Source organism: Nocardioides sp. LML1-1-1.1, from assembly GCF_040676175.1.
GTDB lineage: Bacteria > Actinomycetota > Actinomycetes > Propionibacteriales > Nocardioidaceae > Nocardioides.
On record NZ_JBEGHK010000002.1, the window covers coordinates 671,401 to 697,684 of the forward strand.

General features: G+C 72.4%; 24 protein-coding genes. 10 read left to right on the forward strand and 14 right to left on the reverse strand.

Going from position 1 to position 26,284, the window contains the following annotated elements; translation table 11 throughout:
• Nucleotides 1-25: 25 nt before the first annotated feature.
• From sfnG to MRBLML1_RS10045, 3 genes are all read right to left on the reverse strand, one after another.
• Nucleotides 26-1,144, reverse strand: a complete 1,119-nt coding sequence (gene sfnG / locus MRBLML1_RS10035) for a dimethylsulfone monooxygenase SfnG (protein ID WP_364515039.1) — start codon at nucleotides 1,142-1,144, stop codon at nucleotides 26-28.
• Between the two features lie 144 nt (nucleotides 1,145-1,288).
• On the reverse strand, nucleotides 1,289-2,524 hold the full coding sequence (locus MRBLML1_RS10040; RefSeq protein WP_364515042.1) for an acyl-CoA dehydrogenase family protein: 1,236 nt from the start codon (nucleotides 2,522-2,524) through the stop codon (nucleotides 1,289-1,291).
• A 10-nt stretch (nucleotides 2,525-2,534) separates the two neighbouring features.
• The gene (locus tag MRBLML1_RS10045; RefSeq protein ID WP_364515045.1) at nucleotides 2,535-3,785 is read right to left on the reverse strand and encodes an acyl-CoA dehydrogenase family protein; all 1,251 of its coding nucleotides are present in this window, start codon (nucleotides 3,783-3,785) and stop codon (nucleotides 2,535-2,537) included.
• A gap of 147 nt (nucleotides 3,786-3,932) precedes the next feature.
• On the opposite strand from MRBLML1_RS10045, the gene MRBLML1_RS10050 reads away from it, so the two are divergent.
• Genes MRBLML1_RS10050 through MRBLML1_RS10060 form a run of 3 tightly spaced genes read left to right on the forward strand, consistent with a single transcriptional unit; the run spans nucleotide 3,933 to nucleotide 5,849 of the window.
• The gene (locus tag MRBLML1_RS10050) at nucleotides 3,933-4,868 is read left to right on the forward strand and encodes a LysR family transcriptional regulator (RefSeq protein ID WP_364515048.1); all 936 of its coding nucleotides are present in this window, start codon (nucleotides 3,933-3,935) and stop codon (nucleotides 4,866-4,868) included.
• A 14-nt stretch (nucleotides 4,869-4,882) separates the two neighbouring features.
• Nucleotides 4,883-5,068, forward strand: a complete 186-nt coding sequence (locus MRBLML1_RS10055) for a hypothetical protein (protein ID WP_364515051.1) — start codon at nucleotides 4,883-4,885, stop codon at nucleotides 5,066-5,068.
• 10 nt (nucleotides 5,069-5,078) lie between these two features.
• Nucleotides 5,079-5,849, forward strand: a complete 771-nt coding sequence (locus MRBLML1_RS10060; protein WP_364515054.1) for an NYN domain-containing protein — start codon at nucleotides 5,079-5,081, stop codon at nucleotides 5,847-5,849.
• Nucleotides 5,850-5,855: 6 nt separating this feature from the next.
• Here the strand turns inward: MRBLML1_RS10060 and hemE are convergent, their stop codons facing one another.
• Nucleotides 5,856-6,941, reverse strand: a complete 1,086-nt coding sequence (gene hemE / locus MRBLML1_RS10065) for a uroporphyrinogen decarboxylase (RefSeq protein ID WP_414691236.1) — start codon at nucleotides 6,939-6,941, stop codon at nucleotides 5,856-5,858.
• A gap of 31 nt (nucleotides 6,942-6,972) precedes the next feature.
• Between hemE and MRBLML1_RS10070 the strand changes: the two genes are divergently transcribed.
• Together MRBLML1_RS10070 and MRBLML1_RS10075 are read left to right on the forward strand one after the other, a co-directional pair.
• The gene (locus tag MRBLML1_RS10070; RefSeq protein WP_364515059.1) at nucleotides 6,973-7,587 is read left to right on the forward strand and encodes a DUF3000 domain-containing protein; all 615 of its coding nucleotides are present in this window, start codon (nucleotides 6,973-6,975) and stop codon (nucleotides 7,585-7,587) included.
• A complete protein-coding gene (locus MRBLML1_RS10075) occupies nucleotides 7,587-8,936 on the forward strand; it encodes a ribonuclease D (RefSeq protein WP_364515062.1) in 1,350 nt (449 codons plus the stop codon). Before MRBLML1_RS10070 ends, MRBLML1_RS10075 begins: the two co-directional genes overlap by 1 nt.
• Here MRBLML1_RS10075 and MRBLML1_RS10080 read toward each other — a convergent pair.
• The 5 genes from MRBLML1_RS10080 to MRBLML1_RS10100 all read right to left on the reverse strand — a co-directional run bounded on the left by MRBLML1_RS10080 (nucleotide 8,849) and on the right by MRBLML1_RS10100 (nucleotide 16,065).
• Nucleotides 8,849-10,261 carry an ABC transporter substrate-binding protein gene (locus MRBLML1_RS10080; protein WP_364515633.1) on the reverse strand — a complete coding sequence of 471 codons (1,413 nt, stop codon included), beginning with the start codon at nucleotides 10,259-10,261 and terminating at the stop codon, nucleotides 8,849-8,851. The two genes, MRBLML1_RS10075 and MRBLML1_RS10080, sit on opposite strands and share 88 nt — an antisense overlap.
• 170 nt (nucleotides 10,262-10,431) lie before the next feature.
• Nucleotides 10,432-11,037 carry a hypothetical protein gene (locus MRBLML1_RS10085; protein WP_364515065.1) on the reverse strand — a complete coding sequence of 202 codons (606 nt, stop codon included), beginning with the start codon at nucleotides 11,035-11,037 and terminating at the stop codon, nucleotides 10,432-10,434.
• A 4-nt stretch (nucleotides 11,038-11,041) separates the two neighbouring features.
• Complete coding sequence (gene hrpA / locus MRBLML1_RS10090) at nucleotides 11,042-14,935, reverse strand: ATP-dependent RNA helicase HrpA (RefSeq protein ID WP_364515068.1); 3,894 nt, start codon at nucleotides 14,933-14,935, stop codon at nucleotides 11,042-11,044.
• A 51-nt stretch (nucleotides 14,936-14,986) separates the two neighbouring features.
• Nucleotides 14,987-15,586, reverse strand: a complete 600-nt coding sequence (locus tag MRBLML1_RS10095; RefSeq protein WP_364515069.1) for a hypothetical protein — start codon at nucleotides 15,584-15,586, stop codon at nucleotides 14,987-14,989.
• Nucleotides 15,583-16,065: a SigE family RNA polymerase sigma factor gene (locus tag MRBLML1_RS10100; protein ID WP_364515072.1), complete on the reverse strand. Its 483-nt coding sequence runs from the start codon at nucleotides 16,063-16,065 to the stop codon at nucleotides 15,583-15,585. The genes MRBLML1_RS10095 and MRBLML1_RS10100 overlap by 4 nt, the downstream gene beginning before the upstream one ends.
• Nucleotides 16,066-16,238: 173 nt before the next feature.
• On the opposite strand from MRBLML1_RS10100, the gene rocD reads away from it, so the two are divergent.
• From rocD to MRBLML1_RS10120, 4 genes are read left to right on the forward strand one after another with little or no spacing between them, the layout of a single operon-like run.
• A complete protein-coding gene (gene rocD / locus MRBLML1_RS10105; protein WP_364515075.1) occupies nucleotides 16,239-17,471 on the forward strand; it encodes an ornithine--oxo-acid transaminase in 1,233 nt (410 codons plus the stop codon).
• Nucleotides 17,468-18,568, forward strand: a complete 1,101-nt coding sequence (locus MRBLML1_RS10110) for a saccharopine dehydrogenase family protein (RefSeq protein WP_364515078.1) — start codon at nucleotides 17,468-17,470, stop codon at nucleotides 18,566-18,568. Before rocD ends, MRBLML1_RS10110 begins: the two co-directional genes overlap by 4 nt.
• Nucleotides 18,568-20,106 (forward strand): aldehyde dehydrogenase family protein, encoded by a 1,539-nt coding sequence (locus MRBLML1_RS10115; protein ID WP_364515081.1) that lies wholly within the window; start codon nucleotides 18,568-18,570, stop codon nucleotides 20,104-20,106. The genes MRBLML1_RS10110 and MRBLML1_RS10115 overlap by 1 nt, the downstream gene beginning before the upstream one ends.
• Entirely contained in the window at nucleotides 20,103-21,317 is a 1,215-nt protein-coding gene (locus MRBLML1_RS10120) for a VOC family protein (protein ID WP_364515084.1), read from the forward strand. The genes MRBLML1_RS10115 and MRBLML1_RS10120 overlap by 4 nt, the downstream gene beginning before the upstream one ends.
• Nucleotide 21,318: 1 nt before the next feature.
• Here MRBLML1_RS10120 and MRBLML1_RS10125 read toward each other — a convergent pair whose 3' ends face one another.
• Genes MRBLML1_RS10125 through MRBLML1_RS10140 form a run of 4 tightly spaced genes read right to left on the reverse strand, consistent with a single transcriptional unit; the run spans nucleotide 21,319 to nucleotide 25,262 of the window.
• Nucleotides 21,319-21,759 (reverse strand): SRPBCC family protein, encoded by a 441-nt coding sequence (locus MRBLML1_RS10125; protein WP_364515087.1) that lies wholly within the window; start codon nucleotides 21,757-21,759, stop codon nucleotides 21,319-21,321.
• A gap of 12 nt (nucleotides 21,760-21,771) precedes the next feature.
• Nucleotides 21,772-22,866, reverse strand: coding sequence for an FUSC family protein (locus tag MRBLML1_RS10130; RefSeq protein WP_364515090.1), 1,095 nt, complete (start codon nucleotides 22,864-22,866; stop codon nucleotides 21,772-21,774).
• A 30-nt stretch (nucleotides 22,867-22,896) separates the two neighbouring features.
• Entirely contained in the window at nucleotides 22,897-23,733 is an 837-nt protein-coding gene (locus MRBLML1_RS10135) for an SDR family NAD(P)-dependent oxidoreductase (protein ID WP_364515092.1), read from the reverse strand.
• Nucleotides 23,730-25,262 (reverse strand): flavin-containing monooxygenase, encoded by a 1,533-nt coding sequence (locus MRBLML1_RS10140; protein ID WP_364515095.1) that lies wholly within the window; start codon nucleotides 25,260-25,262, stop codon nucleotides 23,730-23,732. Before MRBLML1_RS10140 ends, MRBLML1_RS10135 begins: the two co-directional genes overlap by 4 nt.
• Before the next feature lie 50 nt (nucleotides 25,263-25,312).
• Here MRBLML1_RS10140 and MRBLML1_RS10145 point away from each other — a divergent pair, with 50 nt between their 5' ends.
• The gene (locus MRBLML1_RS10145; protein WP_364515097.1) at nucleotides 25,313-25,912 is read left to right on the forward strand and encodes a TetR/AcrR family transcriptional regulator; all 600 of its coding nucleotides are present in this window, start codon (nucleotides 25,313-25,315) and stop codon (nucleotides 25,910-25,912) included.
• 54 nt (nucleotides 25,913-25,966) lie between these two features.
• On the opposite strand, the gene MRBLML1_RS10150 is transcribed toward MRBLML1_RS10145, so the two are convergent.
• A complete protein-coding gene (locus MRBLML1_RS10150) occupies nucleotides 25,967-26,245 on the reverse strand; it encodes a hypothetical protein (protein WP_364515100.1) in 279 nt (92 codons plus the stop codon).
• Between the last annotated feature and the right edge of the window lie 39 nt (nucleotides 26,246-26,284).

Below are 26,284 nucleotides of genomic sequence, written 5' to 3' on the forward strand. Positions count from 1 at the left end.
ACCCGCTCCGTCTCGACGCGCCCGCTCACACCCGCTCCAGCTCCGCGGCCTCAAGCTCGCGCACGAGCGGCAGCACCTCGCGGCCGAAGTACTCCACGTCCTCCAGGTAGTGCAGGAAGCCGAGCAGGAGCAGGTTCACGCCGCGCTTCTTGTACTCGATGATCCGGGTGGCGATCTGCTCGGGCGTCCCGATCAGGCCGGTGCGGAAGCCGTCGTTGTACTGCACCAGGTCGGCGAACTCCGAGTCCTGCCACATGCCCTTCTTGTCACCGGCGCTCTGGCCGGCCTGCTTGACCGCGGAGCCGAAGCCCTCGACGGCCTCGCGGTCGGCCTTGTCGATGATCTCGCGCAGCACGTCGCGGGCCTCGGCCTCGGTGTCGCGGCCGATGAAGAAGCCGTTGACGCCGAACCTGACCTTGCGGCCGTGGACGGTGGCCACGTCGGTGACGTCCTGGATCTGCTCGGAGATGCCCTCGGGGGTGTTGCCGTTGGCGAAGTACCAGTCCGAGACCCGGCCGGCCATGCCGCGGGCGTCGGTGGAGTTGCCACCCTGGAAGATCTCCGGATGCGGGCGGGTCTCGCTGTTGAGCGGCTTCGGCTTCAGGTCGAAGTCGTGCAGGCGGTAGAAGTCCCCGTTGAACTCCGCGTGCTCGGAGGTCCAGATCTCGCGGACGTAGGAGATGAACTCCTCGGCCCGGCGGTAGCGCTCGCCGTGCTCCAGCCACGGCTCGCCGAGCTTGGTGAACTCGTCCTTGAACCAGCCGCTGACGACGTTGATCGCCGCCCGGCCGCCCGAGATCTGGTCCGCGGTCGCGATCAGCTTGGCGAGCACGCCGGGCTGCCACAGGCCCGGGTGCACCGCGGCGATCACCTTCAGCCGCTCGGTGGCGAGCAGCAGCGCGAGGCTGAAGCTCGTCGACTCGTGCTGGTACGCCGCGCCGTACGACGCGATGTAGCGGACCTGGGACAGGGCGTACTCGAAGCCGTTGTCCTCGGCGAGCCGGGCCAGCTTGACGTTGTAGTCGTAGCTCCAGTCGGTGCGCTGCTCGATCTTGCTGACCACCAGTCCCCCGCTGACGTTGGGGACCCAGTAGGCGAACTTGAGCGGCTCCGCGAAGGCCTCGCGGTCGAAGATCTCGGTCATGGTGCGTCTCCAGGGAATCGGTCGAGCATAAGTCGAGTAGTTCAATAGACATTACTGGAAGTTGCGCGTCCCGCAAGATGCGCAGGGGTCGCCGGCCCCGTGGAACCGACGACCCCGTGACAGGCAGGACCTTGCACCTTGTGATCACACCGTGGTGCGCCCGATCGCCCACGCGTACGGCGGGGCGGTGCCGTTGACGAGGTGGCCACCGACCACCCGCGCCTTGAGGATGCGCGGGTTGTGCGAGGAGACCGTGCGGGCGTTGCGCCAGTGCCGGTCCAAGCCCTTCGACAGCGCGGTGCCCGACGCACCGAGCGTGTCGAACAGGTCGGTCGTCAGGTCCAGGACCAGCTGGGTGACGACCACCTGAGCGGCCGACGACTCGACCTCGGCCCGCTCGTTGGCGGCCGCCACCTGCTCCGGCAGGCCCTCGGCCACCGGGGCGAGGTCGGCGACCTCCTGGATCGTCTGCGCCACCCGCAGCGTGGCCGCCTCGGCGGCGTACACGGCGGCGGAGGCCTCGCCGATCCGGGCCAGCACCTGCGGGTCGTCGCGGACCCGGGCGGCGTTGGCGTGGGAGTAGTTCCGCTCCCGCGCGCGGACGTGGCCGACGAAGTCGGCGAGCGCGGCCTTGCCGATGCCGGTGAGCACCGCCAGCAGGTTCAGCTGGTAGAGCGCGGTCTGGTACGGGAAGCGCTGGCCGAACGCCAGCACGTGCTCGGCCGGCACGACCGCGTCGCCGAAGCTCGTCGTGCCGCTGCCGGTGCCGCGCTGGCCGAAGCCGTCCCAGTCGTCGGTGACGGTGACCTCCGGCTCCCGGGTGTCGACGAGGGCGATCGCGAAGTCCGGCTCCTGGCCGGGTCGCTCCCGCCTGGCGTAGACGTCGGCCCACTCGGCGTAGATCGTGCCGGTCGTGTAGAACTTGCTGCCCGTCAGCCGGTACGACCCGTCCGGCTGCCAGGTGAGCACGGTCGACTGCGTGTCGATCGCGGTCGCCCCGACCTCCGACCAGGCGTTGCCGGCGATCTCGCCGTCGGCGAACCGGGCGAACCACGCCCGCTGGTCACGCCCCTGGGCGTGCTGCCACAGGCGGTCCTCGACGAGCGCGGCGTGCCCGCGCAGCGCCTGCGGCAGGTTGCTGTCCGCGGCCGCGAGGTCGATCCAGAGCTGCGTGAGCTCGGGCACCGTCACCCCGCGGCCGCCGTACTGGGTCGGGACGCGCAGCGCCCCGAAGCCGCGCTCCTTGAGCCGGCGCACCTCCTGGTCGGGCAGCACGTCGTCGAGCTCGCGCTGCAGGGTGCCGAGGCCGATCTCCTCGAACACCGGCCCGTACGACGCCCGGAGCTCCTCCAGCAGGGTGCGGGCATCCGTGATGCTCATCGCCGCCTCCTCACGTGTACCAGGTCGGCTCGGGCAGCTCGCCGAGCAACGCGTAGCGGCCCACCTCGGCGCGCTTGTGGGCGACCGGGTCGTGCAGGCTGTGGGTGCGGATGTTGCGCCAGAAGATGTCCAGGCCGACCGAGCTCGCGGTCGCGCGGGCGCCGGTGACGTCGTAGACCCGGGTGCCGATCTCCAGGCCGGTGTCGATCGCGACCTGCTTGGCGGCGGCGATGACGACCTCGGCCTCGCCACGCTCGGCCTCGGTGACCGTGTCGGCGTGCGCGTTGATCGCCTCGATCAGGCCCGCGGCCCGCTCGGCGAGCGCCTCGGCGGCCCAGAGCTTGGAGCGCAGGTCGCCGTAGGTCTCCAGGATGTAGAACTCCTGGCTGGCCGACTCCTTGAGGTCCGGGGTGTACGGCCAGGGCCGCGTCTTCTCGCGGGTGTACGTCGCGGCCGTCGCCAACGCGCCCTCGGCGATGCCGAGGTAGATGTTGGCGAAGATGATCTGGATCAGCGGCACGTTGAGGGTGTTGTAGACCCGCGGCTGGAACTCCCAGCCGGCATCGGTCCGCACGTAGCCCGCCGCGGCCTCCCACGGCACCCGGACGCCGTCGACCACCACGCCACCGCTCTCGGTGAGCCGCTGGCCCAGGGTGTCCCAGTCGCCCTTGAACCGGATCGCCTCCTGGTCGGTCGGCACGATCGCGAAGACGTGCTTGTCGGTGCCCTCCAGCACGCCCTCCAGGACCGTGACGTCGGAGATCCGGCCGCCGGTGGAGAAGGACTTCTCGCCCCGGAACACGATCTCCTCGCCCTCGTCGGTGATGACGAGGTCCGCGTCGCGCGGGTTGACCGCGCCGCCGAAGAACCACTGCTCGGTGGTCGCCTGCTCCTCGACGGCGGCGACCTGCTCCGGCGTACCGACCAGGCGCACGGCCCAGAACCACAGCAGGTGGTAGCCCAGCAGCTGGCCGATCGAGCCGTCGCCGGCACTGACCGCGCGGATCACCCGCAGCGCGGTGGTCCAGTCCTGGCCGCCGCCACCGTGCTCGGCCGGGCCGAGCAGGGTGACCAGGCCGGACTCCTTGAGCAGGCGCACCTCCGCGGTCGGCACGGCGAGCGCGCGGTCGCGCTCGACCGCGTCGGCCGCCAGCGTGGTGGCCACCTGGCGGGCGCGCTCGACCCACTCCTCGGGGGTGCGGGGGCGCTCGGTCCAGCCGCCGGCGGCAGTGCCGCGGGGAGCAGTCAGGTCTGCGGTCATGGACGTTCTCTCCTCGGGTCAGGGGTTCGTGTTACTGTTTGTCTACAGACTTACTTGACTTAGCGGGAGCGACAACCCCTGCCGCGGCAGGATTCGCCGATCGCGGTATCGGCCGGAGCACTCAGGGCCAGGAATCAGGAGCACGACATGCGGATCGAACAGCTGGAGTACCTCGCTGCGGTGACGCAGCACGGCTCGCTCCGCCGCGCCAGCGAGAAGCTGCACCTCTCGCAGCCCGCGCTCAGCGAGGCGATCACCAAGCTCGAGCGCGAGCTCCGGGTCACCCTGCTCGACCGCCGCCGCTCGGGCGCCCGGATCAGCCGCGAGGGCCGCGAGCTGCTCCCCTACATGACCGAGGTGCTCGCGGCCGTCGACCGGCTGCGCACCGCCGCCGGCGACCAGCGCGTCGACACCCGCGTCATCCGGGTCGGCACCGTGCACGCCGCCACCTCGACCCTGCTCGTCCCCGCCGTCCGCAGCTTCCAGGAGCGCCACCCCGGCACGACCGTCGAGGTGCTCACCCTCCAGCAGGCCCAGATCGACGAGCAGCTCGCCGAGGGCACCCTCGACCTGGGCCTCGTCAACGTGCTCGACGGCGACGACGCGCCGATCGGCCTCGACGGGATCGACCTCCTGCACGGCCGGCCGGTCGCCGTGCTCCCGGCGGGGCACGCGCTCACCGCGCGCCCGCAGGTGAGCATCGACGAGCTGCGCCTGGAGCGCTTCGTGATGATGCGCGCGGGCTACGTCATGCACCGCTACGTGCACCGCGCCTTCGGCCCCGAGGTCCCGCCGGCCGCGCACAGCACCGACGGCGCGGAGATGGGCAAGGCGCTGGTCGCCGAGGGCGTCGGCGTGACGATCCTCCCCGACTACTCCGTCATCGGCTGCCCGCTGCACCGCGTCGGCATGATCGAGTCCCGCCCGATCGCCGGCAACCAGACCTTCGTCACCCTCCAGCTGCGCCAGCGCAAGACCCTTCAGCAGCCGCTGCCGGTGCGCGAGCTGCAGAACGCGCTCGCCGCCCGGGCCGCGGAGTACCGCGCCGCGACGACCGGGACCAGCGCCAGCGCCGCGTCCTGACGCATGATGGGCCGGTGACCGACGTCGAGCACCAGCCCACCTCCGGCCCCTGGCCCTGGCTCGGGGCCGGCATCCTCACCGGGGTCGGCGCGGCGGCCGCCCTGGTCGCCGGCGACCTCGACCGGCTGGCCGCGGTGCTGGCCGTGGTGGCGCTGGTCCTGCTCGGAGTGGGGCTGCGCGGGCTCGGCGGCCGTCGGTGAGAATGGCGGGGTGACCGACCGCCTCGCCGTGCTCATCGACGCCGACAACACCTCCCACCGCTACGTCGGCGACCTGCTCGCCGAGCTGGCGAAGTACGGCCGGCCCACCGTCAAGCGGGCCTACGGCGACTGGACCGCCGACGGCCTGCGCGGCTGGAAGGCCAAGCTCAACCGGCACGCGATCAGCCCCGAGCAGACCTTCGCCTACACCGTCGGCAAGAACTCCACCGACTCCGCACTGATCATCGACGCGATGGACCTGCTCTACTCCGGCAACGTCGACGCCTTCGCGATCGTCTCGAGCGACAGCGACTTCACCCGGCTCGCGACCCGGCTGCGCGAGTCCGGCAGGACCGTCTACGCCGTCGGGCGCTCCAACACCCCGATCGCGCTCCAGGAGGCGTGCGACCGCTTCATCCGGCTGGAGCTGCTCGACCAGTCCCCCGACGACACGGCCGGGGCCGAGGACGAGCGCACCGCCGAGCCGGCCACCCTGCCCAACCTGCAGAGCCTGCTCACCCGGGCCGTCAACAACGCCAGCGACGACGACGGCTGGGTGGGCCTGCCGACGCTCGGGACCTATCTGCGCACGGCCTACCCTGCCTTCGACCCCCGCGCCTACGGCTTCGCCAAGCTCATCGACTTGGTCCAGGCACAGGGCTTCCTGAGCACCGAGGGGGCGGGCAACAGTCTGCGCGTGAGCGTCAAGGGCCGGGCATCGACGAAGAACGCCGCTGCCAAGAAGGTGGCACCGAAGAAGAAGGCCGCGCCCAAGAAGTAGCCCGGCTCAGCCCAGCGGGTAGGTCTGCACGAACTCCGTCAGCCGCGCGAGCTGGTCGGGGTCGGTGCTCGGGATGACGCCGTGGCCGAGGTTGAAGACGTGGCCGCGGGCGGCCCGGCCGGCCTCGATCACCTCGGCGGCGCGGGCGGTCATCACCTCGGTCGGCGCGAACACCAGGGTCGGGTCGAGGTTGCCCTGGACGGCCCGGTCGCCGACGACCGGGATCGCCCGGTCCAGCGGGGTGCGCCAGTCGACGCCGACCACGTCGGCACCCGCCTCGCCCATCAGGTCGAGCAGGTTCGTCGTACCGACGCCGAAGTGGATGCGCGGCACGCCCAGCTCGCCGACCCGGGCGAGCACCCGGGCGGAGTGCGGCTGGACGTGGCGGACGTAGTCGGCGGGGGTCAGCGCGCCGGCCCAGGAGTCGAAGAGCTGGATCGCGGACGCGCCCGCCGCCACCTGGGTCTCCAGGAAGACGGCGGCGATGTCGCCGATCCTGCGCATCAGCGCGTCCCAGACGTCCGGGGCGCCGAACATCAGCGCCTTCGTCTTGGCGTGCTCCTTCGACGGCCCGCCCTCGACGAGGTACGACGCCACGGTGAACGGGGCGCCCGCGAACCCGATCAGCGGGGTGCCGCCGTTGATCCCGGCGAGCTCGCCGGTCAGCGCGCGGACCGCGTCGGTGACGAACGGGACCTGCTCGGGGGTCAGCTCCGGGATCGCGGCGACGTCGTCGAGGGTGCGCACCGGGTTGGCGACCACCGGGCCGACGCCGGGGACGATGTCGAGGTCGACGCCGACGGCCTTGAGCGGCAGCACGATGTCGGAGAAGAAGATGGCCGCGTCCACGCCGTAGCGGCGCACGGGCTGGAGGGTGATCTCGGTGATCAGCTCGGCGTCCATGCAGGACTCGAGCATGCCGACGCCCTCGCGTACCTTCAGGTACTCCGGCAGCGAGCGGCCCGCCTGGCGCATGAACCACACGGGCGTGTGCGGCACCGCCTCCCCGCGGGCGGCCTTGAGGAATGCGCTGTGCTCGAGTCCGGTGGTCACGGACCCAAGGGTCGCAGGTGACCGGCGTGGGACGCACATCGATCCGGTGCGTCGGGCCTAGGGTGACCTCATGGTCGCTCGGCAAGAGACGCACCCGGGGTCCGGCGCTGCCGGCACCCCGCGGGAGTTCACCCAGGCAGTGGACAGCCTGCGCGCGGCGACCTTCCGCCCGGAGGTGTTCTGCGAGGAGATGCCCGCGCCGCAGCGGATCGCGCCGTACGCCACCGCCCTGTCCGCCGACGTCACCGTCGACGACGAGGAGGTCGCGACCGGGCGCCTGGTCGTGCTGCACGACCCCGCCGGCAACGACGCGTGGGAGGGCACCTTCCGCTGCGTGGCCTACTGCCGCGCCGAGATCGACAGCGACCTGGCCACCGACCCGCTGCTGACCGACGTCGGCTGGACCTGGCTGACCGACGCGCTCGCCGCCCACGGGGCCGAGTACGTCGCCGAGTCGGGCACCGTGACCCGGGTGGCCACCGAGAGCTACGGCTCGATGGCGGGCGAGCCCGGCAACGCGCAGCTGGAGGTCCGGGCCTCCTGGACCCCGGTCGACAGCGCCGACCTGTCCTCCCACGCCGAGGCGTGGGGCGAGCTGATGTGCACCGCCGGAGGCCTGGAGCCGGTGCCGGACGGGGTGGCCGTGATGCCCTCGCGTCGTGGCCAGCGGGGCGGCGCCGGCTGATGGTGGACCAGCCGGACGAGCAGGACACCGCGGCGGAGGACACTCCCCCCGTCGAGCTGCTGACCCTCGCCGGCGGGCTGCCGCCGGTCATCGACACCCCGGATGCGCTCGCTGACTACTGCGCGGCGATCGCCGCGGGCTCCGGGCCCGTCGCGATCGACGCCGAGCGCGCCTCGGGCTACCGCTACTCCAACCGCGCCTACCTGATCCAGGTCAAGCGCGAGGGCGCCGGGATCGGCCTGATCGACCCGATCCCGTTCGAGGACCTCTCCCCCCTGGCCGAGGCGATCGGTGACAGCGAGTGGATCCTGCACGCCGCCACCCAGGACCTGCCCTGCCTGGCCGAGGTCGGCCTGCGCCCGGCCGCGCTCTTCGACACCGAGCTGGCCGGCCGCCTGCTGAACTACCCGCGGGTCGGCCTCGCCACCTTGGTGGAGGTGCTCCTGGACCGCCAGCTGCTCAAGGAGCACTCCGCGGTCGACTGGTCGACCCGGCCGCTGCCCGAGCCGTGGCTGGAGTACGCCGCCCTCGACGTCGAGGTGCTGGTGGAGCTGCGCAACCTGCTGGCCGACCAGCTCGAGGAGGCCGGCAAGGCCGACTGGGCGCGCCAGGAGTTCGAGAACCTGCGCGGCTTCGAGCCGGCGGTCCGGGTGGACGCGTGGCGGCGGACGTCGGGCCTGCACAAGGTCCGCGGGCGCCGTACCCTCGGCGCGGTGCGGTCGCTGTGGGAGACCCGCGACCGGATCGCCCAGGAGCGCGACGTGACCCCCGGCCGGCTGATCCCGGACGCGGCGCTCGTCGCCGCGGCGACCGCGATGCCCACCAGCCGGGGCGCGCTGATGTCGACCCAGGGCTTCCACGGGCGCGGCGCCTCGCGCTACGCCAACGAGTGGCTCGCCGCGATCCGCGAGGCGGCGGACCTCCCCGAGGACCAGCTGCCGACCCGGGTCTCGCACGGCGACGGCCCGCCCGCACCGCGCGCCTGGGCCGACAAGGACCCGGTCGCCGCCCGGCGGCTCGAGCTGGCCCGCGCGGCGGTCGCCGAGATCGCCGAGGAGCACCAGGTCCCGCTGGAGAACCTGCTCACCCCCGACACCCTGCGCCGCACCCTGTGGACCCCGCCGTCGACCCGCGAGCCGGTCGAGCTGCTGGAGGCGGTCATCGACCAGCTCCACGGGCTGGGCGCGCGCAGCTGGCAGGTCGGGCTGACCGCGCCCGCACTGAGCCGGGCGATCCTGGAGGCCGAGCAGACCCCGCGGCGTCAGTCGCGCTCGCGGTCGTCGGTCGCCGAGGACGAGGGCGTCGCGGAGCCGGACGGCGTGCCCGACGGCGACTCCGACGGCTCGTAGTCCGGGTCGAGCAGCGCCCGCGACTTCTCGTCGATCGCGGCGAGCGCCTCCTGCAGGTCCGGTACGTCGGGCAGGGTCAGCACCAGCGCCCGCAGGTCCGGGGTGACCAGGGTGGCCAGCTCGTGGTTGTCCGTCATCAGCGGCGGCAGCACGATGTTGCGCACCCCCTGGGTGAACACCGACGCGTGCTCCGGCGCCTGCTCGGGCTGCCGGAAGGCGTCGGTCAACGCGACGGTCAGGCGGGCCGGCTGGATGTAGCCGGTCTCGACCAGGGTGCGCACCGCGCCGTCGTCGACGAGGTAGCTGAGGAAGTTGGCCGAGGCCTCCGCGCGGCTGGGCCGTCCGGGCGAGAGGCAGACGCCGTTGAGCTCGCCGACGGTCTTGTTGGCGCCGAGCGAGGGCATCGGCATCACGTCGAAGTCGATGCCGGCCGCGCGCAGCTCGGGCGTGAGCCCGCGGAAGCCGGCGATCATGCCGAGCTTGCCGCGCTTGAACCACGCCAGCGGCGAGCGCTGCGCGAGCTGCTTGGACGACAGCGTCAGCCGCGGGTCGCGGAGCAGCTCGAGGGTCTGGCGCAGCGCGTCGGTCGCGCCGTCCTCGCCGAGCGCCAGGCTGGTCGGCTTGGTCTCGTCGTCGAAGACCTGGCCGCCACCGGAGTAGATGAACGGCGCCAGGCCGCGCAGCGTGGGCTCGATGAAGACGCCGCGGGTGTTGACCCGGGGCCGGCTGGCGAACTCCGCCGCCGCGCGGAACTCGCTGAAGTTCCAGCCCGAGTGGTCCGGTCGCGGGACCGGCAGGTCCTGGGCCTTCATCGCGTCGAAGTCGACGAGTGCCTTGTTGTAGTAGATGACCATCGGCGAGACGGTGTACGGCATGCACTGCAGGTCGTCGTCGACCGAGAAGGCCGCCACGGCCTCGCGGGCGAAGTCGTCGCCGATCGGGATCTCACGCTCGTTGACCAGGTCGAGGAGCGGGTGGTTGCGCTTCTCCGCCATGGTCGCGGCGAGCTCCGAGCGCGGGAGCAGGTAGAGGTCGGGCTTGGCCTTGCCGGCCCGGACGTCGGCGAGCATCGACTCCGCGCTCGGCCACGACGACACGGTGACCCGGGTGTCCTTGCTGGCGGCGTTGTAGTCGTTGACGACGGCCTGGTAGGCGGCGATCTCGGGCTTGCTGCCCCACACCGCGAAGTCGAGCTGGGTCAGCGTGGGCTCCGTCGGAGGCTTGGGGTGCGGCTTGTCCTCCTCCGCCCCGCGGGCCAGCACCATCATGCCGACCAGGACGCTCACCGCCACCACGACGACGACCGCACCGGTCCGCCAGCCCATCCGAGCCACGCGCGTCACCCTCGCTTCCCCCGCCGTCGGCGGAACCCCGTCACCCTACCCGGGAAGATCGAGCACACCGGGCCGGGAGCGCCTCACGGCGCAGGGCCGCTCGTAGCGGCTTGTTTTTGGGACCCGGGGCTGCCGCGACCCGGCGTGCTCGAGTGCCCACTCTACTCGGTCGACCCCAGCCCCCGGGCCAGCTCCACGTGACCTGCGGACTCCAATTGCTCGGCCAGGACCAGCATCCGTCGTACGTCGGCGTCGGGGACCTCGCTCAACGTCGCCCGGCCCGCCGCGACCACCCGCGCGAACGCCGCGGCGCGGAAGAGCACGTCGGCGAACTCGCTCGCCGCGATCCCGCGCAGCACCTCGTCGACCATGTGACGGAGCTCATCGGGGCCCGGCGGGTCCGCGACCCCCGCGACCACCCGGGCGAACTCCGCCCGGCCCCGTCCGGCCTCGAACTGGCGGGCGACACCGGCCGGGTCGGCGTACACCCACGAACGGAGGAGGTAGAGCCGCCACAGGCAGCCGGCCAGGGAGTCGGCGGCAGCGTGCGACCAGACCTGGGCGATCGCCTCGATGCCCTCGGTGTCGGCGAGGTGCACCAGCCGCTCGGCCACGCCGGCGTCGGCGCTGTCGTGCGCGCCGCGGACCAGCAGCACCGCCGCCCGCTCGGCGGCCTCAGTCACCAGCGCCGGGTCGACGCCGTCCTGCTGCTCGTCGAAGAAGGCGGCCTCCCGCGGCACGGGCTTGCGGTGGGGGCGATCGGCCATCCGTTCAGGCTAGCCCGTCGAACGCCTTGCGCAGCCGTACGTCGGAGACGGGGCCGTCCACGCCGAGCTGCTGGGCCCACAACGAGACCCGGTACTCCTCCAGCATCCAGCGGATCGTGCGCAGCCCCGCGCCCGGCGGGCGGCCCTCGGGCAGCGCCGTGACCCGGTCGAGGTAGGCGTCGAGCAGCGGCTGGAGCTGGTCGAGGCGCTGCCGGTCCTTGCCGAGCGCGGTGGGTCCGCCGGTCGCCAGGGCGCCCCGGCGCTCGCGCATCGCGTGCAGGTAGGTGCGGTAGCGGCGCAGCCGGGCCGCGCCCGCCTCGCCGACGAAGCCGTCGTGGACGAGCCGGCCGAGCTGGGCCTTCAGGTCGGTGAGTGCGGGCAGCAGCGGCAGCTCCGCGCGGCCGCTCAGCAGCCGCTCGACCTCGCGCCACGCCTCCAGCACCCGCAGCAGCTCGGCCAGGGTGGTGCGCACGTCCGCGGCGGCGCTGGCACGCAGCGCGGTGAGCAGGTCGTCGTACTGCGCGCGGGTGCGGACCGGCTCGCGCGCGTCCACCGCGTCGACCACGACCGCGCGCAGGCAGTCGGCGAGCAGGGCCGGTACGCCGGCGTAGGGCGTCCCGGACAGGCCCAGCTTCTCGGCGTTGGACAGGCCCTCGGCGATGCCCTTGACCGGGGTGTCGCCGAGCGCGCACAGCAGCAGCCGGACGACGCCGAGGCGGTGCCGCGCGTCGCGCTCGTCGGCCGACCCCGAGACCTGGAGTCCGACCGTCGTCCCCTCGTCGACCAGGCCGGGGAAGGCCTCGACCTCGTGGCCGGCCCGGGTCCAGGTCGCGGTCGCCGGGATCTCCTCGAAGACCCAGTCGGTCTCGCCGGTGCGCGCGACGCCCGAGTCGCTGGCGACCGCGGCGAGGGCCCGGTCGAGCTGCGGCTGCAGCGGCTCCTTCAGCGCGGCCAGCGACTTGCCGCGGCCCTGGACCCTCCCGCCCTCGTCGACCACCCGGTAGGTCGGGGTGAGGTGGGCCGGCAACGCCGCCAGGTCCCACTCCTCGCGCGGCACGTGCACGCCCGTGGTGGAGCGCAGGTAGCGCTCGAGGGCGGTCAGCAGCGGCTCCTCCCCCGCCGGTACGGCGGCGAGGAACTCCCGCGCCGTGTTGGGCGCCGGCACGAAGCTCACCCGCAGCCGCTTCGGCAGGCCCCGGATCAGCTCGACCACCAGCTCCTCGCGCAGGCCGGGCACGATCCAGGAGAAGTCCTCGTCGTCGACCCGGTTGAGCGTGGAGACGGGGATGTCGATGGTCAGCCCGTCGTCCTTCGCGCCCGGCTCGAAGTGATAGCTGATCGGGAAGGTCAGCCCGCCCGACACCGACCACTGCTCGGGGTAGTCGGTCTCGGTGACCTCCTCGGCCGCGTCGTGGGTGAGCATCGCGGGGTCGAAGGTCAGCAGGTCCGGTTGCTTGCGCCGCTCGTCGCGCCACCAGCGGTCGAAGTGGGCGCCGCTGACCGCCGTCCCGGGCACCCGGGCGTCGTAGAAGTCGAAGAGGGTGTGCTCGTCGACGACGAGGTCGCGCCGGCGGGCCCGGTGCTCCAGCTCCTCGGCCTGCTCCAGCAGGCGCCGGTTGTCGCGGAAGAAGTGGTGCCGGGTGTCCCACTCGCCGTAGACGAGCGCGTGCCGGATGAACAGCTCACGGGACAGCTCGGGGTCGATCCGGGAGTAGTTGACCGGCCGGTCGCTGGCGAGCGGCACGCCGTAGAGCGTGACCCGCTCCTGGGCCATCACCGCCTGGCGCTTGCGGGACCAGTGCGGCTCGGAGTAGGTGCGCTTGACCAGGTGCGCGCCGAGCCGCTCGGCCCACTGCGGCTGGATGGTGGCGTTCTGGCGGGCCCAGAGCCGCCCGGTCTCGACCAGCTCGGCAGCCATCACGAACGGCGGGTTCTGCCGGGCCAGGCCGCTGCCGGGGAAGATCGCGAACTTCGCGCCGCGCGCCCCGAGGTACTCCCGCGGACCGGGCCGGCGCTTGTCGCCCGGCGGCCGAGCCTGCCGAGACCCCTGCTTGGGCTTCTCCCGCTCCTCCAGCACCCCGATGTGCGACAGCAGGCCCGAGAGCAGCGCCTGGTGGATGCCGTCGGCGTCCGGGGTGTCGGAGGGCGCCTCCAGCCGGATGCCCATCTCCTTGGTGACCTGGCGCAGCTGGGAGACGAGCTCCTGCCACTCGCGCACCCGCACGTAGTTGAGGAACTCCCGCTTGCACATCCGGCGGAAGGCGCTGCCGGAGAGCTCCTGCTGCTGCTGGCGCAGGTGGCTCATCAGGTTGAGGAGGGTGAGGAAGTCCGAGCCCTCCGCCTTGAACCGGGCGTGCAGCTGGTCGGCCTGGGCGCGCTCCTTGGGGTGCTCGGCGCCGGGCCGCTCGCGCGGGTCCTGGAGCGAGAGCGCCGCCACGATGACCAGGACGTCGCGCACGCAGCCCAGCCGCTCGGCCTCCAGCAGCATCCGGCCCAGGCGCGGGTCGATGGGCAGCCGCGCGAGTCGCCGGCCGACCTTGGTGAGCTCGCCGCCCCGTCCGCCGGTCGAGCCTGCACCGCCGGTCGAGCCTGCACCGCCGGTCGAGCCTGCACCGCCGGTCGAGCCTGTCGAGACCGCCCCCAGCTCCTCCAGCAGCTGCACCCCCGCCTGCACGTTGCGCCGGTCCGGCGGCTCCACGAACGGGAAGCGGGCGATGTCGCCCAGCCCGAGCGAGGTCATCTGCAGGATGACCGAGGCCAGGTTGGTGCGCAGGATCTCCGGGTCGGTGAACTCCGGGCGGCTCTCGAAGTCCTCCTCGGCGTACAACCGGATCGCGATGCCGGCCGCGACCCGCCCGCAGCGGCCCGAGCGCTGGTTGGCCGAGGCCTGGCTGATCGGCTCGATCGGCAGGCGCTGGACCTTGGTGCGCGCGGAGTAGCGGGAGATCCGGGCGACGCCGGTGTCGACGACGTACCGGATGCCGGGGACGGTGAGCGAGGTCTCGGCCACGTTGGTCGCCAGCACCACCCGGCGACGCGAGCCCTTCGCCGGCGCGAACACCCGGTGCTGCTCGGCAGCTGAGAGCCGGGAGAACAGCGGCAGCACGTCGATGCCCCGGACCCCCTCGGCCAGCGGTGCCAGCGCCTCGGCGGTGTCGCGGATCTCCCGCTCACCGGGCAGGAAGACCAGCACGTCGCCCGGGCCCTCGGCCGAGAGCTCCTCGACCGCCTCGACGATCGCCTCGGTCTGGTCTCGGACGATCGGCTCGCCGTCCTCGTCGTCCTCCGCGAGCTCCATCAGCGGCCGGTAGCGCACCTCGACCGGGTACGTGCGCCCGCTGACCTCCACCACCGGCGCGTCGAAGTGCTTCGCGAAGCGCTCCACGTCGATGGTCGCCGAGGTGATGACCAGCTTCAGGTCCGGGCGCTTCGGCAGGAGCTGGCGCAGGTAGCCCAGCAGGAAGTCGATGTTGAGGCTGCGCTCGTGCGCCTCGTCGATGATGATCGTGTCGTAGCGGCGCAGCATGCGGTCGCGCTGCAGCTCGGCCAGCAGGATGCCGTCGGTCATCAGCTTGACCCGGCTCTGCTTCGAGGTCTTGTCGGTGAAGCGGACCTGGTAGCCGACCAGGTCGCCCAGCTCGGCGCCCAGCTCCTCGGCGATCCGCTCCGCCACCGACCGCGCCGCGATCCGGCGCGGCTGGGTGTGCCCGATCATCCGCGGCCGGCCGTCCTCGCCCGGCGTGCCCCGGCCCAGCTCGAGGCAGATCTTCGGCAGCTGGGTGGTCTTCCCCGAGCCCGTCTCGCCGGCGACGATGACGACCTGGTGGTCGCGGATCGCGGCGGCGATGTCGTCGCGGCGGGCGCTGACCGGGAGGTCGGGCGGGTAGGTGATCTTCACAGCCCGACCATTCTCCCGGGTGGGGGCCAGCCCGGCGCAATCGGATTCGACTCAGGGGCGCGGGACGCGGTAGGCGAGCACGGAGCGCCGCACCTGCTCGAGGGTGAGCGACTCCCGCTCGAGCAGCGTGATCACGTAGACGTCGTCGCCGTACTCTGCGGCCACCTGGGTGAAGTCGGAGGACACGGCCACGGCCGCGTCGTCGGAGCCGGGCAGCGTCGCCGGAGCACAGGTCCAACCGGCCGGACAGGGCCGGCCGACCACTGCGGCCCACTGCGTGCCGGTGTCGAAGCGGAAGACCGTCCCACCCCTGCGGCCGGGCCGGCTCTTCTGGGCCAGCGCGATCATCTCGCTCGCGTCCACCGTCCCGTCACCGTCGTCGTCGGCCGCACGGGCCAGGCCGTCGACCACGTCCGCCAGCACCGGGTCGCTGGCCGGGGGCCGGTCGACGGCGCGCCGGTCGTCCGGCTCGCTCGCCGTGCCGCCCCAGGCGAGGCCGGCGACCACCGCGACGGTGGCCACCGCCCCCGTCGCGGCGAGCCGCCGGGTCCGCAGCCGCTGCCGCCCCCGTCGTACGTCGGCCGAGACCGGTGCGTGCGGCACCGGCGCGTGCTCGGCGAGAGCGGCGAGCCGCTCGTCGATCCCCGTCATGCGTTCTCTCCTTGCAGGCTGGCCCGCAGCGCGGCGAGCGCGGCGGACGTCTGGCTCTTCACGGTCCCCGGGCTGATGCCGAGGTCGGCGGCGGTCTCCTCGACGCTCAGCCCCCACCAGTGCCGCAGCACCACGACCCGGCGCTGGCCCGGCGGCAGCACCCGCAGCGCGGCCCAGAGGTCCCCGTGCTCCTCCGGCGCCGGCACCGCCTCCTCGGGCAGGTGGTCGCTCGCCGGCGCCTCGCGCCGCCAGGGCCGCCGGCCCTCGTCGAGATGGGCGTTGACCACGGCCCGCCGGACGTAGGCGTCGACGGAGTCCGCGCGCTGCACGCGGGGCCAGGCGACGTACAGACGGGTGAGGGCGGCCTGCACCACGTCCTCGGCCCGGTGCGGGTCGCCGCACAGCAGCCACGCCGTCCGGAACAGCTGGGGCCGCCGCCGGGCGACGTACGCCGCGAACGCCTCGTCCCGCCGAGCCATCGACCGCCTCCTCGTCGTCATCCTCACCGAGATGACGGAGCGGGCGCCGGATCGGTTGGGCCGCCACGCCGGGGCGGGGTGTCACGATCGATGTGTCCTGGGTTACAGTAAAGGAAGATTGTCGGACAATTGCTCAATTCACCGCAGATCTTCCGGTCTCGAGGGAGTGCTCGATGAGTCTCACCACCGATCGGCCCGATGTCACCCCGCAGCGCACCGCCGCGGAGGTGGCCCGTGCCGAGGAGCGCACCGCGCACAACTACCACCCCCTGCCCGTGGTCCTCAGCGACGCGGAGGGCGCCTGGCTGACCGACGTCGACGGTCGCCGCTTCCTCGACTTCCTGGCCGGGTACTCCGCCCTCAACTTCGGCCACGGGCACCCGCGCCTGCTCGCCGCGGCGCACGCCCAGCTGGACAAGCTCACGCTGACCAGCCGCGCGTTCGTGCACGACCGGTTCGCCGACTTCTGCGCCGCGCTCGGCGACCTCGCCGGCAAGGAGCTGGTGCTGCCGATGAACACCGGCGCCGAGGCCGTGGAGACGGCCCTCAAGGTCGCCCGCAAGTGGGGCTACGACGTCAAGGGGGTCCCCGCCGACACCGCCCGGATCATCGTGGCGGCCGGCAACTTCCACGGTCGTACGACGACCATCGTCGGCTTCTCCGACGACCCCGACGCCCGCGGCGGCTTCGGCCCGTTCACGCCCGGCTTCGACATCGTCCCCTACGGCGACCTGGCCGCCCTGGAGGCGGCGATCACGCCGAGCACGGTGGCGGTCCTGGTCGAGCCGATCCAGGGCGAGGGCGGCGTGGTGATCCCGCCGGAGGGCTACCTGCGCGGGATCCGCGAGGTCTGCACCCGCGAGGGCGTGCTCTTCGTGGCCGACGAGATCCAGGCCGGCCTGGGTCGCACCGGGCGCACCTTCGCGTGCGACCACGAGGACGTGGTCCCGGACCTCTACGTGCTCGGCAAGGCGCTGGGCGGCGGGGTGGTCCCGGTCTCGGCCGTGGTCGGTGACCGCGACGTGCTCGGCGTCCTGCACCCGGGCCAGCACGGCTCCACCTTCGGCGGCAACCCGCTGGCCTGCGCGGTCGGGCTGGAGGTCGTCGCCATGCTCGCCACGGGCGAGCACCAGCGGCACGCGGACGCGCTCGGCGCGGTGCTGGCCGATCGACTCGGGGCGATGGTCGGCAACGGCGTCGTCTCCTTCCGCTCGCGCGGCCTGTGGGCCGGGGTCGACATCGATCCCGCGCTCGGCACCGGCCGTGAGGTCTGCGAGCGGCTCCTGTCCCGCGGCGTGCTCGCCAAGGACACCCACGGCTCGACCATCCGGCTCGCCCCGCCGCTGGTCATCTCGGCCGACGACCTGCACCGGGGACTGGACCATCTCGAGGAGACACTGCGATGAAGCGAAGCATCAACCAGGTCGGCGTGATCGGACTCGGCAAGGTCGGCGAGCTCGTCGCCGGGCTGCTGACCGACGCCGGCTTCAAGGTCAGCGGGTACGACGCCCAGGCCCGCCCCGGCCTGCGCTTCGAGACCACGGAGCTGGACGTGACCGACGAGCACGCCCTGCGCGAGGCGCTGCGCGGGGTGGACGCGGTCGTGTCCTGCCTGCCCTACGACAAGAACATCGAGGTCGCCGAGGCGGCGGCGAGCGTCGGCTGCCACTACTTCGACCTCACCGAGGACGTGCCCACCACGCAGCGCGTCGTCGAGCTCGCCCAGCAGCACCCCGGCGTGGCCTTCGTGCCGCAGTGCGGCCTGGCCCCGGGGCTGATCGGCATCGTCGGCGCCTCGCTCGCGAAGGGCTTCGACACCATCCGCTCGATCGAGCTCAAGGTCGGCGCGCTCCCGCAGAACCCCACCGGGCTGCTGGGCTACGCCTTCAACTGGTCGGCGGAGGGCGTCGTCAACGAGTACCTCAACGACTGCGAGGTGCTCCGCTCCGGCCGCCGCCAGATGGTGCCGGCGATGGAGGAGAAGGAGCGCGTCGTCATCGGCGGCATCGAGCTGGAGGCGGCGCTGACCTCCGGCGGGCTCGGCACGATGTGCCAGACCTACGAGGGCCGCGTGCAGCGCCTCGACTACAAGACCATGCGCTACCCCGGCCACTTCGAGCAGATGCACTTCCTGTTCGACGAGCTGGGCCTGCGCGAGCGCCGCGAGGAGGTGGGCCGGATCCTGGTCGAGGCCAAGCCGCCGGTCAACGACGACATCGTCTACCTCCACGCCGCCGTCGAGGGCGTCAAGAACGGCATGCCGTTCCGCGAGAACCACGTGCGCGGCTACCTCCCGATCACGCTGACCGACGCCGAGGGCAACGACCGCACCTGGCGCGCCATCTCCTGGACCACCGCGGCCTCCGCCGTCGCCGTGGTCGAGCTGGTCGCCGATGGCAAGCTGCCCCAGGAGGGCTTCGTGCGCCAGGAGGACATCGCCCTCGAGGACCTGTACGCGACCACCTCGGGTCGCCGTTTCGCCGACTACGGAAAGATCGCCTGATGAGCACCCCCACCGACCTGCCCACCCGCGCCCGCCAGATCCTCGCCGAGCTCGGCGCCGGTGACCCGTTCGCCGCGGACGGCGACCTGGTCGCCACCTCGCCGGTCGACGGCTCCGAGCTGGGCCGGCTGACCGCGCACACGACCGACGAGGTCACCGCCGCCATCGGTACGGCGCAGGCCGCCTTCGAGGAGTGGCGCTCGGTGCCCGGCCCGGTCCGCGGCCACCTGGTCCGCGAGCTCGGCGAGCTGCTGCGCGAGCACAAGGAGCTGCTCGGCGAGCTGGTCTCGATCGAGGCCGGCAAGATCCGCTCCGAGGGCCTCGGCGAGGTCCAGGAGATGATCGACATCTGCGAGTTCGCGGTCGGTCTCTCCCGCCAGCTGCACGGCCTGACCATCGCCTCCGAGCGGCCCGGCCACCGGATGATGGAGCAGTGGCACCCGCTCGGTGTCGTCGGCGTCATCTCCGCCTTCAACTTCCCGGTCGCCGTCTGGTCCTGGAACACCGCCCTCGCGCTGGTCGCCGGCGACGCCGTGGTCTGGAAGCCGTCGGAGAAGACCCTGCTCACCGCGCTCGCGTGCCAGGCGCTGGCCACCGAGGCCGCGCGCCGGGTGGGGGCGCCGGAGGCGCTGTCCCAGGTCGTCCTGGGCGGCAGCTCGGTGGGCGAGACGCTCGTCGACGACCCGCGCGTGCCGCTGGTCTCGGCCACCGGCTCGACCCGGATGGGCAAGCTGGTCGCGCCGCGGGTGGCCGCCCGCCTGGGCCGCAGCCTGCTGGAGCTCGGCGGCAACAACGCCGCCGTCATCGCGCCCTCGGCCGACCTCGACCTCGCCGTGCGCGGCATCGTCTTCTCCGCCGTCGGCACCGCCGGCCAGCGCTGCACCTCGCTGCGCCGGGTGATCGTGCACGAGTCGATCCACGACGAGCTCGTCGACCGGCTCTCCAAGGCCTACGGCACCCTGTCCATCGGCTCGCCGCTGGACCCCAAGACCCTCGTCGGCCCGCTGGTCGACGAGGCCGCGACGCAGGCCTTCCTCGCCGCGGTCGAGCAGGCCCAGGCCGACGGCGGCCGCCTCGTCACCGGCGGCGGACGTGCCGACCCTTCGACGGGCTCAGGACAGGCGGCGCTGCGCGGCGGGCAGTACGTCGTACCGGCCATCGTCGACATGCCGGCCCAGACCGACATCGTCAAGCAGGAGACCTTCGCTCCCCTGCTCTACGTGCTCACCTACCGCGAGCTCGACGAGGCGATCGCCCTGCACAACGAGGTCGACCAGGGCCTGTCCTCGGCGATCTTCACCCTCGACGTGCGCGAGGCCGAGACCTTCACCTCCGCGACCGGCTCGGACTGCGGCATCGCCAACGTCAACATCGGTACGTCGGGCGCGGAGATCGGCGGCGCCTTCGGCGGCGAGAAGGAGACCGGCGGCGGCCGCGAGTCCGGGTCCGACGCGTGGAAGTCCTACATGCGCCGCACCACGAACACGATCAACTACTCCGCCGAGCTGCCGCTGGCCCAGGGGGTCGAGTTCGGATGAGCCGTCCCGGCGTCAGTGCGACCGAGCTGCGCGCCCGCTTCGCGCGGTCGCTCTCGGAGCTCTACGGCACCGAGGTGCCGGCGTACACGACGCTGGTGGAGGTCTCCGAGGCGGTCAACGCCGACGTCCTCGCCGCGATGGGACCCGAGGCCGAGCGCCTCGGGTCCATCGCGCGGGTGACGGCGGAGCGGCACGGGGCGATCCGGGTCGGCACGCCGGAGGAGATCGCCCAGGTCGGCCGGATCTTCGGGGCGTGCGGGATGTACCCCGTCGGGTTCTACGACCTGCGTGAGGCGAACCCGCCCATCCCGGTGGTGTCCACGGCGTTCCGCCCGATCGACGCCGCGGAGCTCGCGGCCAACCCGTTCCGGGTCTTCACCTCGATGCTGGTGGTCGACGACCGGCGCTTCTTCGACGCCGCGACCCAGGCTCAGCTGGAGGAGTTCCTCGGCGCGCGCCGGCTCTTCCCCGACGAGCTGCTCGACCTGGCCGACCTCGCGGAGAAGTCCGGTGGCCTGGAGGCGGCCGACGCCGTGCGCTTCTTGGAGCTGGCCACGGCGGCGTTCGCGCTGTCGCCCGAGCCGGTCGACCGGGCCTGGTACGACCACCTCCAGGCGATCTCCTCGGTCGCCGCGGACATCGGTGGCGTCGCCTCCACGCACATCAACCACCTGACGCCGCGGGTGCTCGACATCGACGACCTCTACCGCCGGATGACCGAGCGCGGGATCACGATGATCGACCGGATCCAGGGCCCGCCGCTGACCGCCAAGCCGGCGGTGCTGCTGCGCCAGACCTCCTTCCGCGCGCTCGCCGAGCCCCGTGCCTTCCGCGAGGCCGACGGCGCGGTCGTGCGCGGCGAGCTGAGCGTGCGCTTCGGCGAGGTCGAGGCACGCGGGGTCGCCCTGACACCCGCCGGCCGTGCGCTCTACGACGAGCGCGGCATCGACGCCTTCCCCGACACCGAGCAGGGGCTGCACGAGGCCGGGCTGGCCTACTACCGCCGCGACGCCGACGGGTTGCTCCAGCCGATCGTCTACGAGGACTTCCTGCCGAAGTCCGCGGCCGGGATCTTCGCCTCCAACCTCACCTCCGACGGCGCGGTCGACGGTGCCCAACGGGCCGCCGCTCGCGACGCGGCCTGGCTCCAGGACGCCCTGGGCCGCGAGCTGCACGACCCGTACGCCCTCTACGACGCGCAGGTGCGCTGAGTCAGAGCGCCTCGATGTTGCGCACCAGCGACTCGCTGGTGTGCCGCACCGCGATCCCGACGACCGGCTTGACCGCGCTGGCGATCGCCTTGCCCGCGGGCCCGCCGGGGAGGGTGTAGCTGATCCATGCCTCCACCCGGGTCCGGTCGCCGCCGAGGTCGGTGAACGACCAGCGCTGCGTGTTCCGGATCCCCTTGACCGAGGTGAGCTCGATCAGCCGGTCCCGCTCCCAGGCCGTGCACTCGATCCGCGACTTGAGGGGCACCCCGACCTGCATCGTGCCGTCGTACTGGGCACCGACGCCGGTGAGCTGCTCGCCGACCGGCTCGATCCGGGAGAGCCCGTACATCCAGTCCTTGGTGTGGGTGAAGTCGTCGACGTAGGCGAACACCTTCTCGACGGGTGCGTCGATCTCGACGCTGTGCTCCACGATGTTGCTCACCGGCTCATCCTCTCAACGCGGCGGCGGCAGCGCGTCGGTCGCCTCCAGCTGGCCCATCCCGGTGACCATCAACAGGTCGGCGACGATCGCACGCAGCTGGGCGAGGATCGCCTCGGCGGTGAGCACCTCGCTGCGCTCGACGACCCCGGTGGCGGCGCCGACCGCGAGCACGTCGTCGCGCGCGCTGACCGCCAGCCGGTCGGCCGCGAGCTCGGCGGCGACCGCGTCGGCGGCGTCGGCGAGGTCGGCCGCCAGCACGGCGTACGACGGCGGCACGGGCCGGCGCCGGTAGGCCGCGATCGAGGTCTGGCGCACCAGCACACGGGTGCTGCGCAGGGCTCGGTCGAGCGGGTCGACGAGCTCGACCATGCGGCGCAGCGGCTCACGGTGGCGCACCCGGAAGGGCGAGGAGGTGACCACCGACATGCCCTCCTCCGCGGCGGCCTGCAGCTCCCGGATCATCCGATCGGTGGCGCGCGCGTCGGCGAGCAGCTCCAGCGCGGGGGTGACCTCGCCGTCGACCATCACGTCGGAGGAGGCGCGCAGCAGCTCGGCGATCTTGCGGACGACGCCGGCCGCCTGCTCGCGCGGCCGGCGCAGCGGCGCCGCCGGCACCACCATCGCCGCGACCAGCGCGACGCAGCCGCCGATGACGGCGTCGGTCCACCGCACGAACGCGCCTCCCGCACCCGGGAGCAGGACGGTGACCACGATCGACTGCACGGCCGCCTGGGAGACGAACATGATGCCCGCGTCGAGGAGCAGGGCCATCGACATGGACAGGAAGACGATCAGCCCGAGCTGCCAGGCACCCGAACCGATGCCGGCGACCAGCACGTCGGCCATGAAGACGCCGATGGCGACCCCGAGGGTGACCTCGACGACCCGCCGCAGCCGCTGGCCGTACGACGTGCCGAGGCACAGCACGGCCGCGATCGGGGCGAAGAACGGCAGCTTGTGGCCGATCAGGTCGTGCGCGACGAACCAGGCCACCCCGGCCGCGATCGAGCACTGCGCGACCACCCACAGCTTGTCGCGCCAGCGGTCGATGCGGCCGCGCAGCGACAGACGGCTGCGCGACCACATCCGATCGAGCGACGCCTCCACGGAGGCGAGACTAGTGGGTGGCTCGTGGGCTCAGACCACCTTGGTGGGCAGCACCCGCTTCGAGAGCACCGCGACGATGTCCTCGTAGCGCGAGCCGGTGAACTTCTGGAAGTTGTGCAGCGCGTGGGCGTCGAGGCCGACCAGGACGCGAGCCTGGTTCTTCGTGATGCCCTTGACGATGATCTCGGCGGCGCGGTCCGGCGTCATCCGGGCGAGCTTCTCGTCGAACAGCTTCGCCGTCGCGGCCTGGTCCTCCTTGTCGGAGACCCGGGCGCTGCGGGCGATCGCGGTCTTGATGCCGCCGGGGTGCACCGAGGTGACACCGACCTTGTGGCGGGCGATGAGCATCTCCTCGCGCAGCGCCTCGGTGAAGCCGCGGACCGCGAACTTGGTGGCGTTGTAGGCGCTCTGGCCGGGCATGGCGAGCAGGCCGAAGAGCGAGGACAGGTTGACGATGTGCCCGTCGCCGGAGGCGATGAGGTGCGGGAGGAACTCCTTGGTGCCGTAGACGACGCCCCAGAAGTTGATCCCGACGATCCACTCCATGTCCTCGTAGGTCAGGTCGGTCACGTCACCGGCGAGCGCGACGCCCGCGTTGTTGATGACGACGTTGACCTGGCCGAAGTGCTCGGCGACCTCGGTGGCGTACGCCGCGAAGGCGGCCTTGTCGGCGACGTCGAGCCGGGCGGTGTGCACGTCCGGCGAGCCGGCCTTCACCGCCAGCTCGACGGTCTCCCCGAGACCGGCCTCGTTGACGTCGGAGAGCGCCAGGCGGGCGCCCTTGCCGGCGAGGTTGACCGCGAGGGCGCGGCCGATGCCGGATCCCGCACCGGTGATGACGACGACCTTGTTGCTGAGGTTCTTCACGAGCTGACCTTCTCCTTGGCGGGTGCCGACGGGGCGGTGTGGGCCGCCTGGACGTCGTACTTGTCGATGTCGAACTGGGACAGGTGCTGCCGGAACGTGAACGTCTGTCCCGGCCAGAGCGTGGTGTTGTTGCCGAACTTGTCGAGGTACCAGCTGGCGCAGCCGCCGGTCTGCCACACGGTCGGCTTCATCTTGCGGCGGATGCCGGCGGTCCAGGCGTCCTGCGCGGCCTGCGTCGGCTCCACGACCGCGAGGCCCTCGCGGCGCATCGCCTTGGCCGCCTCGACGACGTAGCGCACCTGGGACTCGATGATGAAGATCATGCTGCTGTGGCCGAGCGCGGTGTTGGGGCCGACGAGCTGGAAGAGGTTGGGGAAGCCGTGGATCGTCGTCCCCTTGTACGCCGCCATGCCGCCCTCGTCCCAGACGTCGGCCAGGGTGCGGCCCTCCCTGCCGGTGATGTGCTGGGCGATCGGCGGCTCGGTGACGTAGAAGCCGGTGGCCACCACGAGCACGTCGATCGGCCGCTCGACGCCGTCGGCGGTGACGACGGCGTCGGCGGTGATCGTGGCGATCGGGTCGGTGACCAGGTCGACGTTGTCGGCGTCGAGCGCGGGATACCACTTGTTGGAGATCAGGATCCGCTTGCAGCCGGCGCGGAAGTCCGGGGTGACCTTCGCGCGCAGCGCCGGGTCGGTGGTCCCCTTGGCGATGTTGCGCTTGCCCTGGAGCTCGACCGCGCGCATCAGCTGGGGGAACCGGGCGAACGCCGGGACCCGCGCCTCCAGGGTGCCGTAGACGAGCGAGCGGAGCGCGCGCTGGGCGCCGGGGACGTGCTTGAAGACGGCCTTCTCCAGGCCGGTGAACGCGCGCTCGTTGCGCGGGATGATCCAGTTCGGCGTGCGCTGGTAGACGTCCATGTGGCCGACGACCTTCTGCAGCTCGGGCACGAGCTGGACGGCGGAGGCGCCGGTGCCGATGACGGCGACCCGCTTGCCGGTGAGGTCGACGTCGTGGTCCCAGCGCGCGGAGTGGAAGATCTCGCCCTGGAAGTCCTCGATGCCCTCGATCTCGGGCAGCCGCGGCTCGGAGAGCCCGCCGGAGCCGGAGATGACGGTGCGCGCGGCGTACTCATGGACGCCGGTGGGCCCCTCGGTGCGCACGATCCAGCGCTGCGCGTCCTCGTCCCAGGCCGCGTCGAGCACGGCGGTGTCGAACACGAAGCGGTCGAGCGTGCCGGAGCGCTCGGCGACCTTGCGGGTGTAGTCCCAGATCTCCTGCTGCGGCGAGTAGACCTTCGACCAGTCCGGGTTGAGCGCGAAGGAGTAGGAGTACAGCTGGCTCGGCACGTCGCACTCGGCACCGGGGTAGGTGTTGATGTGCCACGTGCCGCCGACGTCGCTGTCCTTCTCGATCACGACGAAGTCGCGCTCGGCGGCCTCGTCGAGCTTGATCGCGGCCGCGAGACCGGCGAAACCCGCGCCGACGACGAGGTGGTCGACGTTGGTGCGACCGGGAGTAACGCTCATGGGAGGGACGCTATTGGCGCTATTGAACATATGTCAATAGAGTGGGCGACGTGACGGCCACCACCTCCCCGCGCACCCGGCTGAGCCCGGACGAGCGCCGCCAGCAGCTCCTGGAGCTCGGCATCCGGCTGCTGACCAACCGGTCGCTGGAGGAGCTGTCCATCGACACCCTGGCCGAGGAGGCCGGCATCTCCCGCGGCCTGCTCTACCACTACTTCGGCGGCAAGCAGGGCTACTTCGAGGCCGTCGTCCAGCACGCGGCCGACGACCTCTACCGGCGTACCGCTCCCCCGGCGGACGGCGCGCCGCTCGAGCGCCTGCTCGGCTCGATCACCGGCTACGTCGACTACGTCATCGAGAACCAGGACGCCTACCGGTCCCTGCTCAAGACCGCCGCAGGCAGCAACGAGGCGCTGCGCGCGATCTACGAGACCACCTTCACCGCGCTCGCCGACCGGTTCTTCGACGAGGAGCCGGGCACCCTCGACCTGCCCGACACCCCGGCCGTGCGCCTGGTCATCCACGCCTGGCAGGCGATGGTCGAGGACCTGGTCCTGACCTGGTGCGCGCGCCCCGCGGGGCTGACCCGCGAGGACCTGGTCGCGGTGATCACCAGCGCGCTGCCGGCGATCATCGAGACCCTGCCCTGACATGCAACGAGCCGGGCTCCCGACGGGGAGCCCGGCTCGCGGAGCCTGAAGGGATCAGGGCAGGTTCGGCACGTCGTCGCCGCACTCCTCCTTGACGGCGTCGGTGAACTTGTCCTCGTCGCCCTTGACGTCCTTGTTCTCCTCCGCCCAGTCGGTCAGCGCCTTGCTGGCCTTGTTCACCTTGTCCGCGTCGCCCGACTTGGTGGCGGCGGTCAGGTCCTTGTTCAGGTCGCAGAACTCCTTGGCCAGCTTGCCCTCGTCGGCGCCGCACGCGGTCAGCGAGAACGTGGCGGCCAGGGCGATGCTGGCGAGGCCGAGCGTGGTCTTCTTCATGGGGGTACTCCTGTGTCGGGATGACGGAACGCGGTGAGC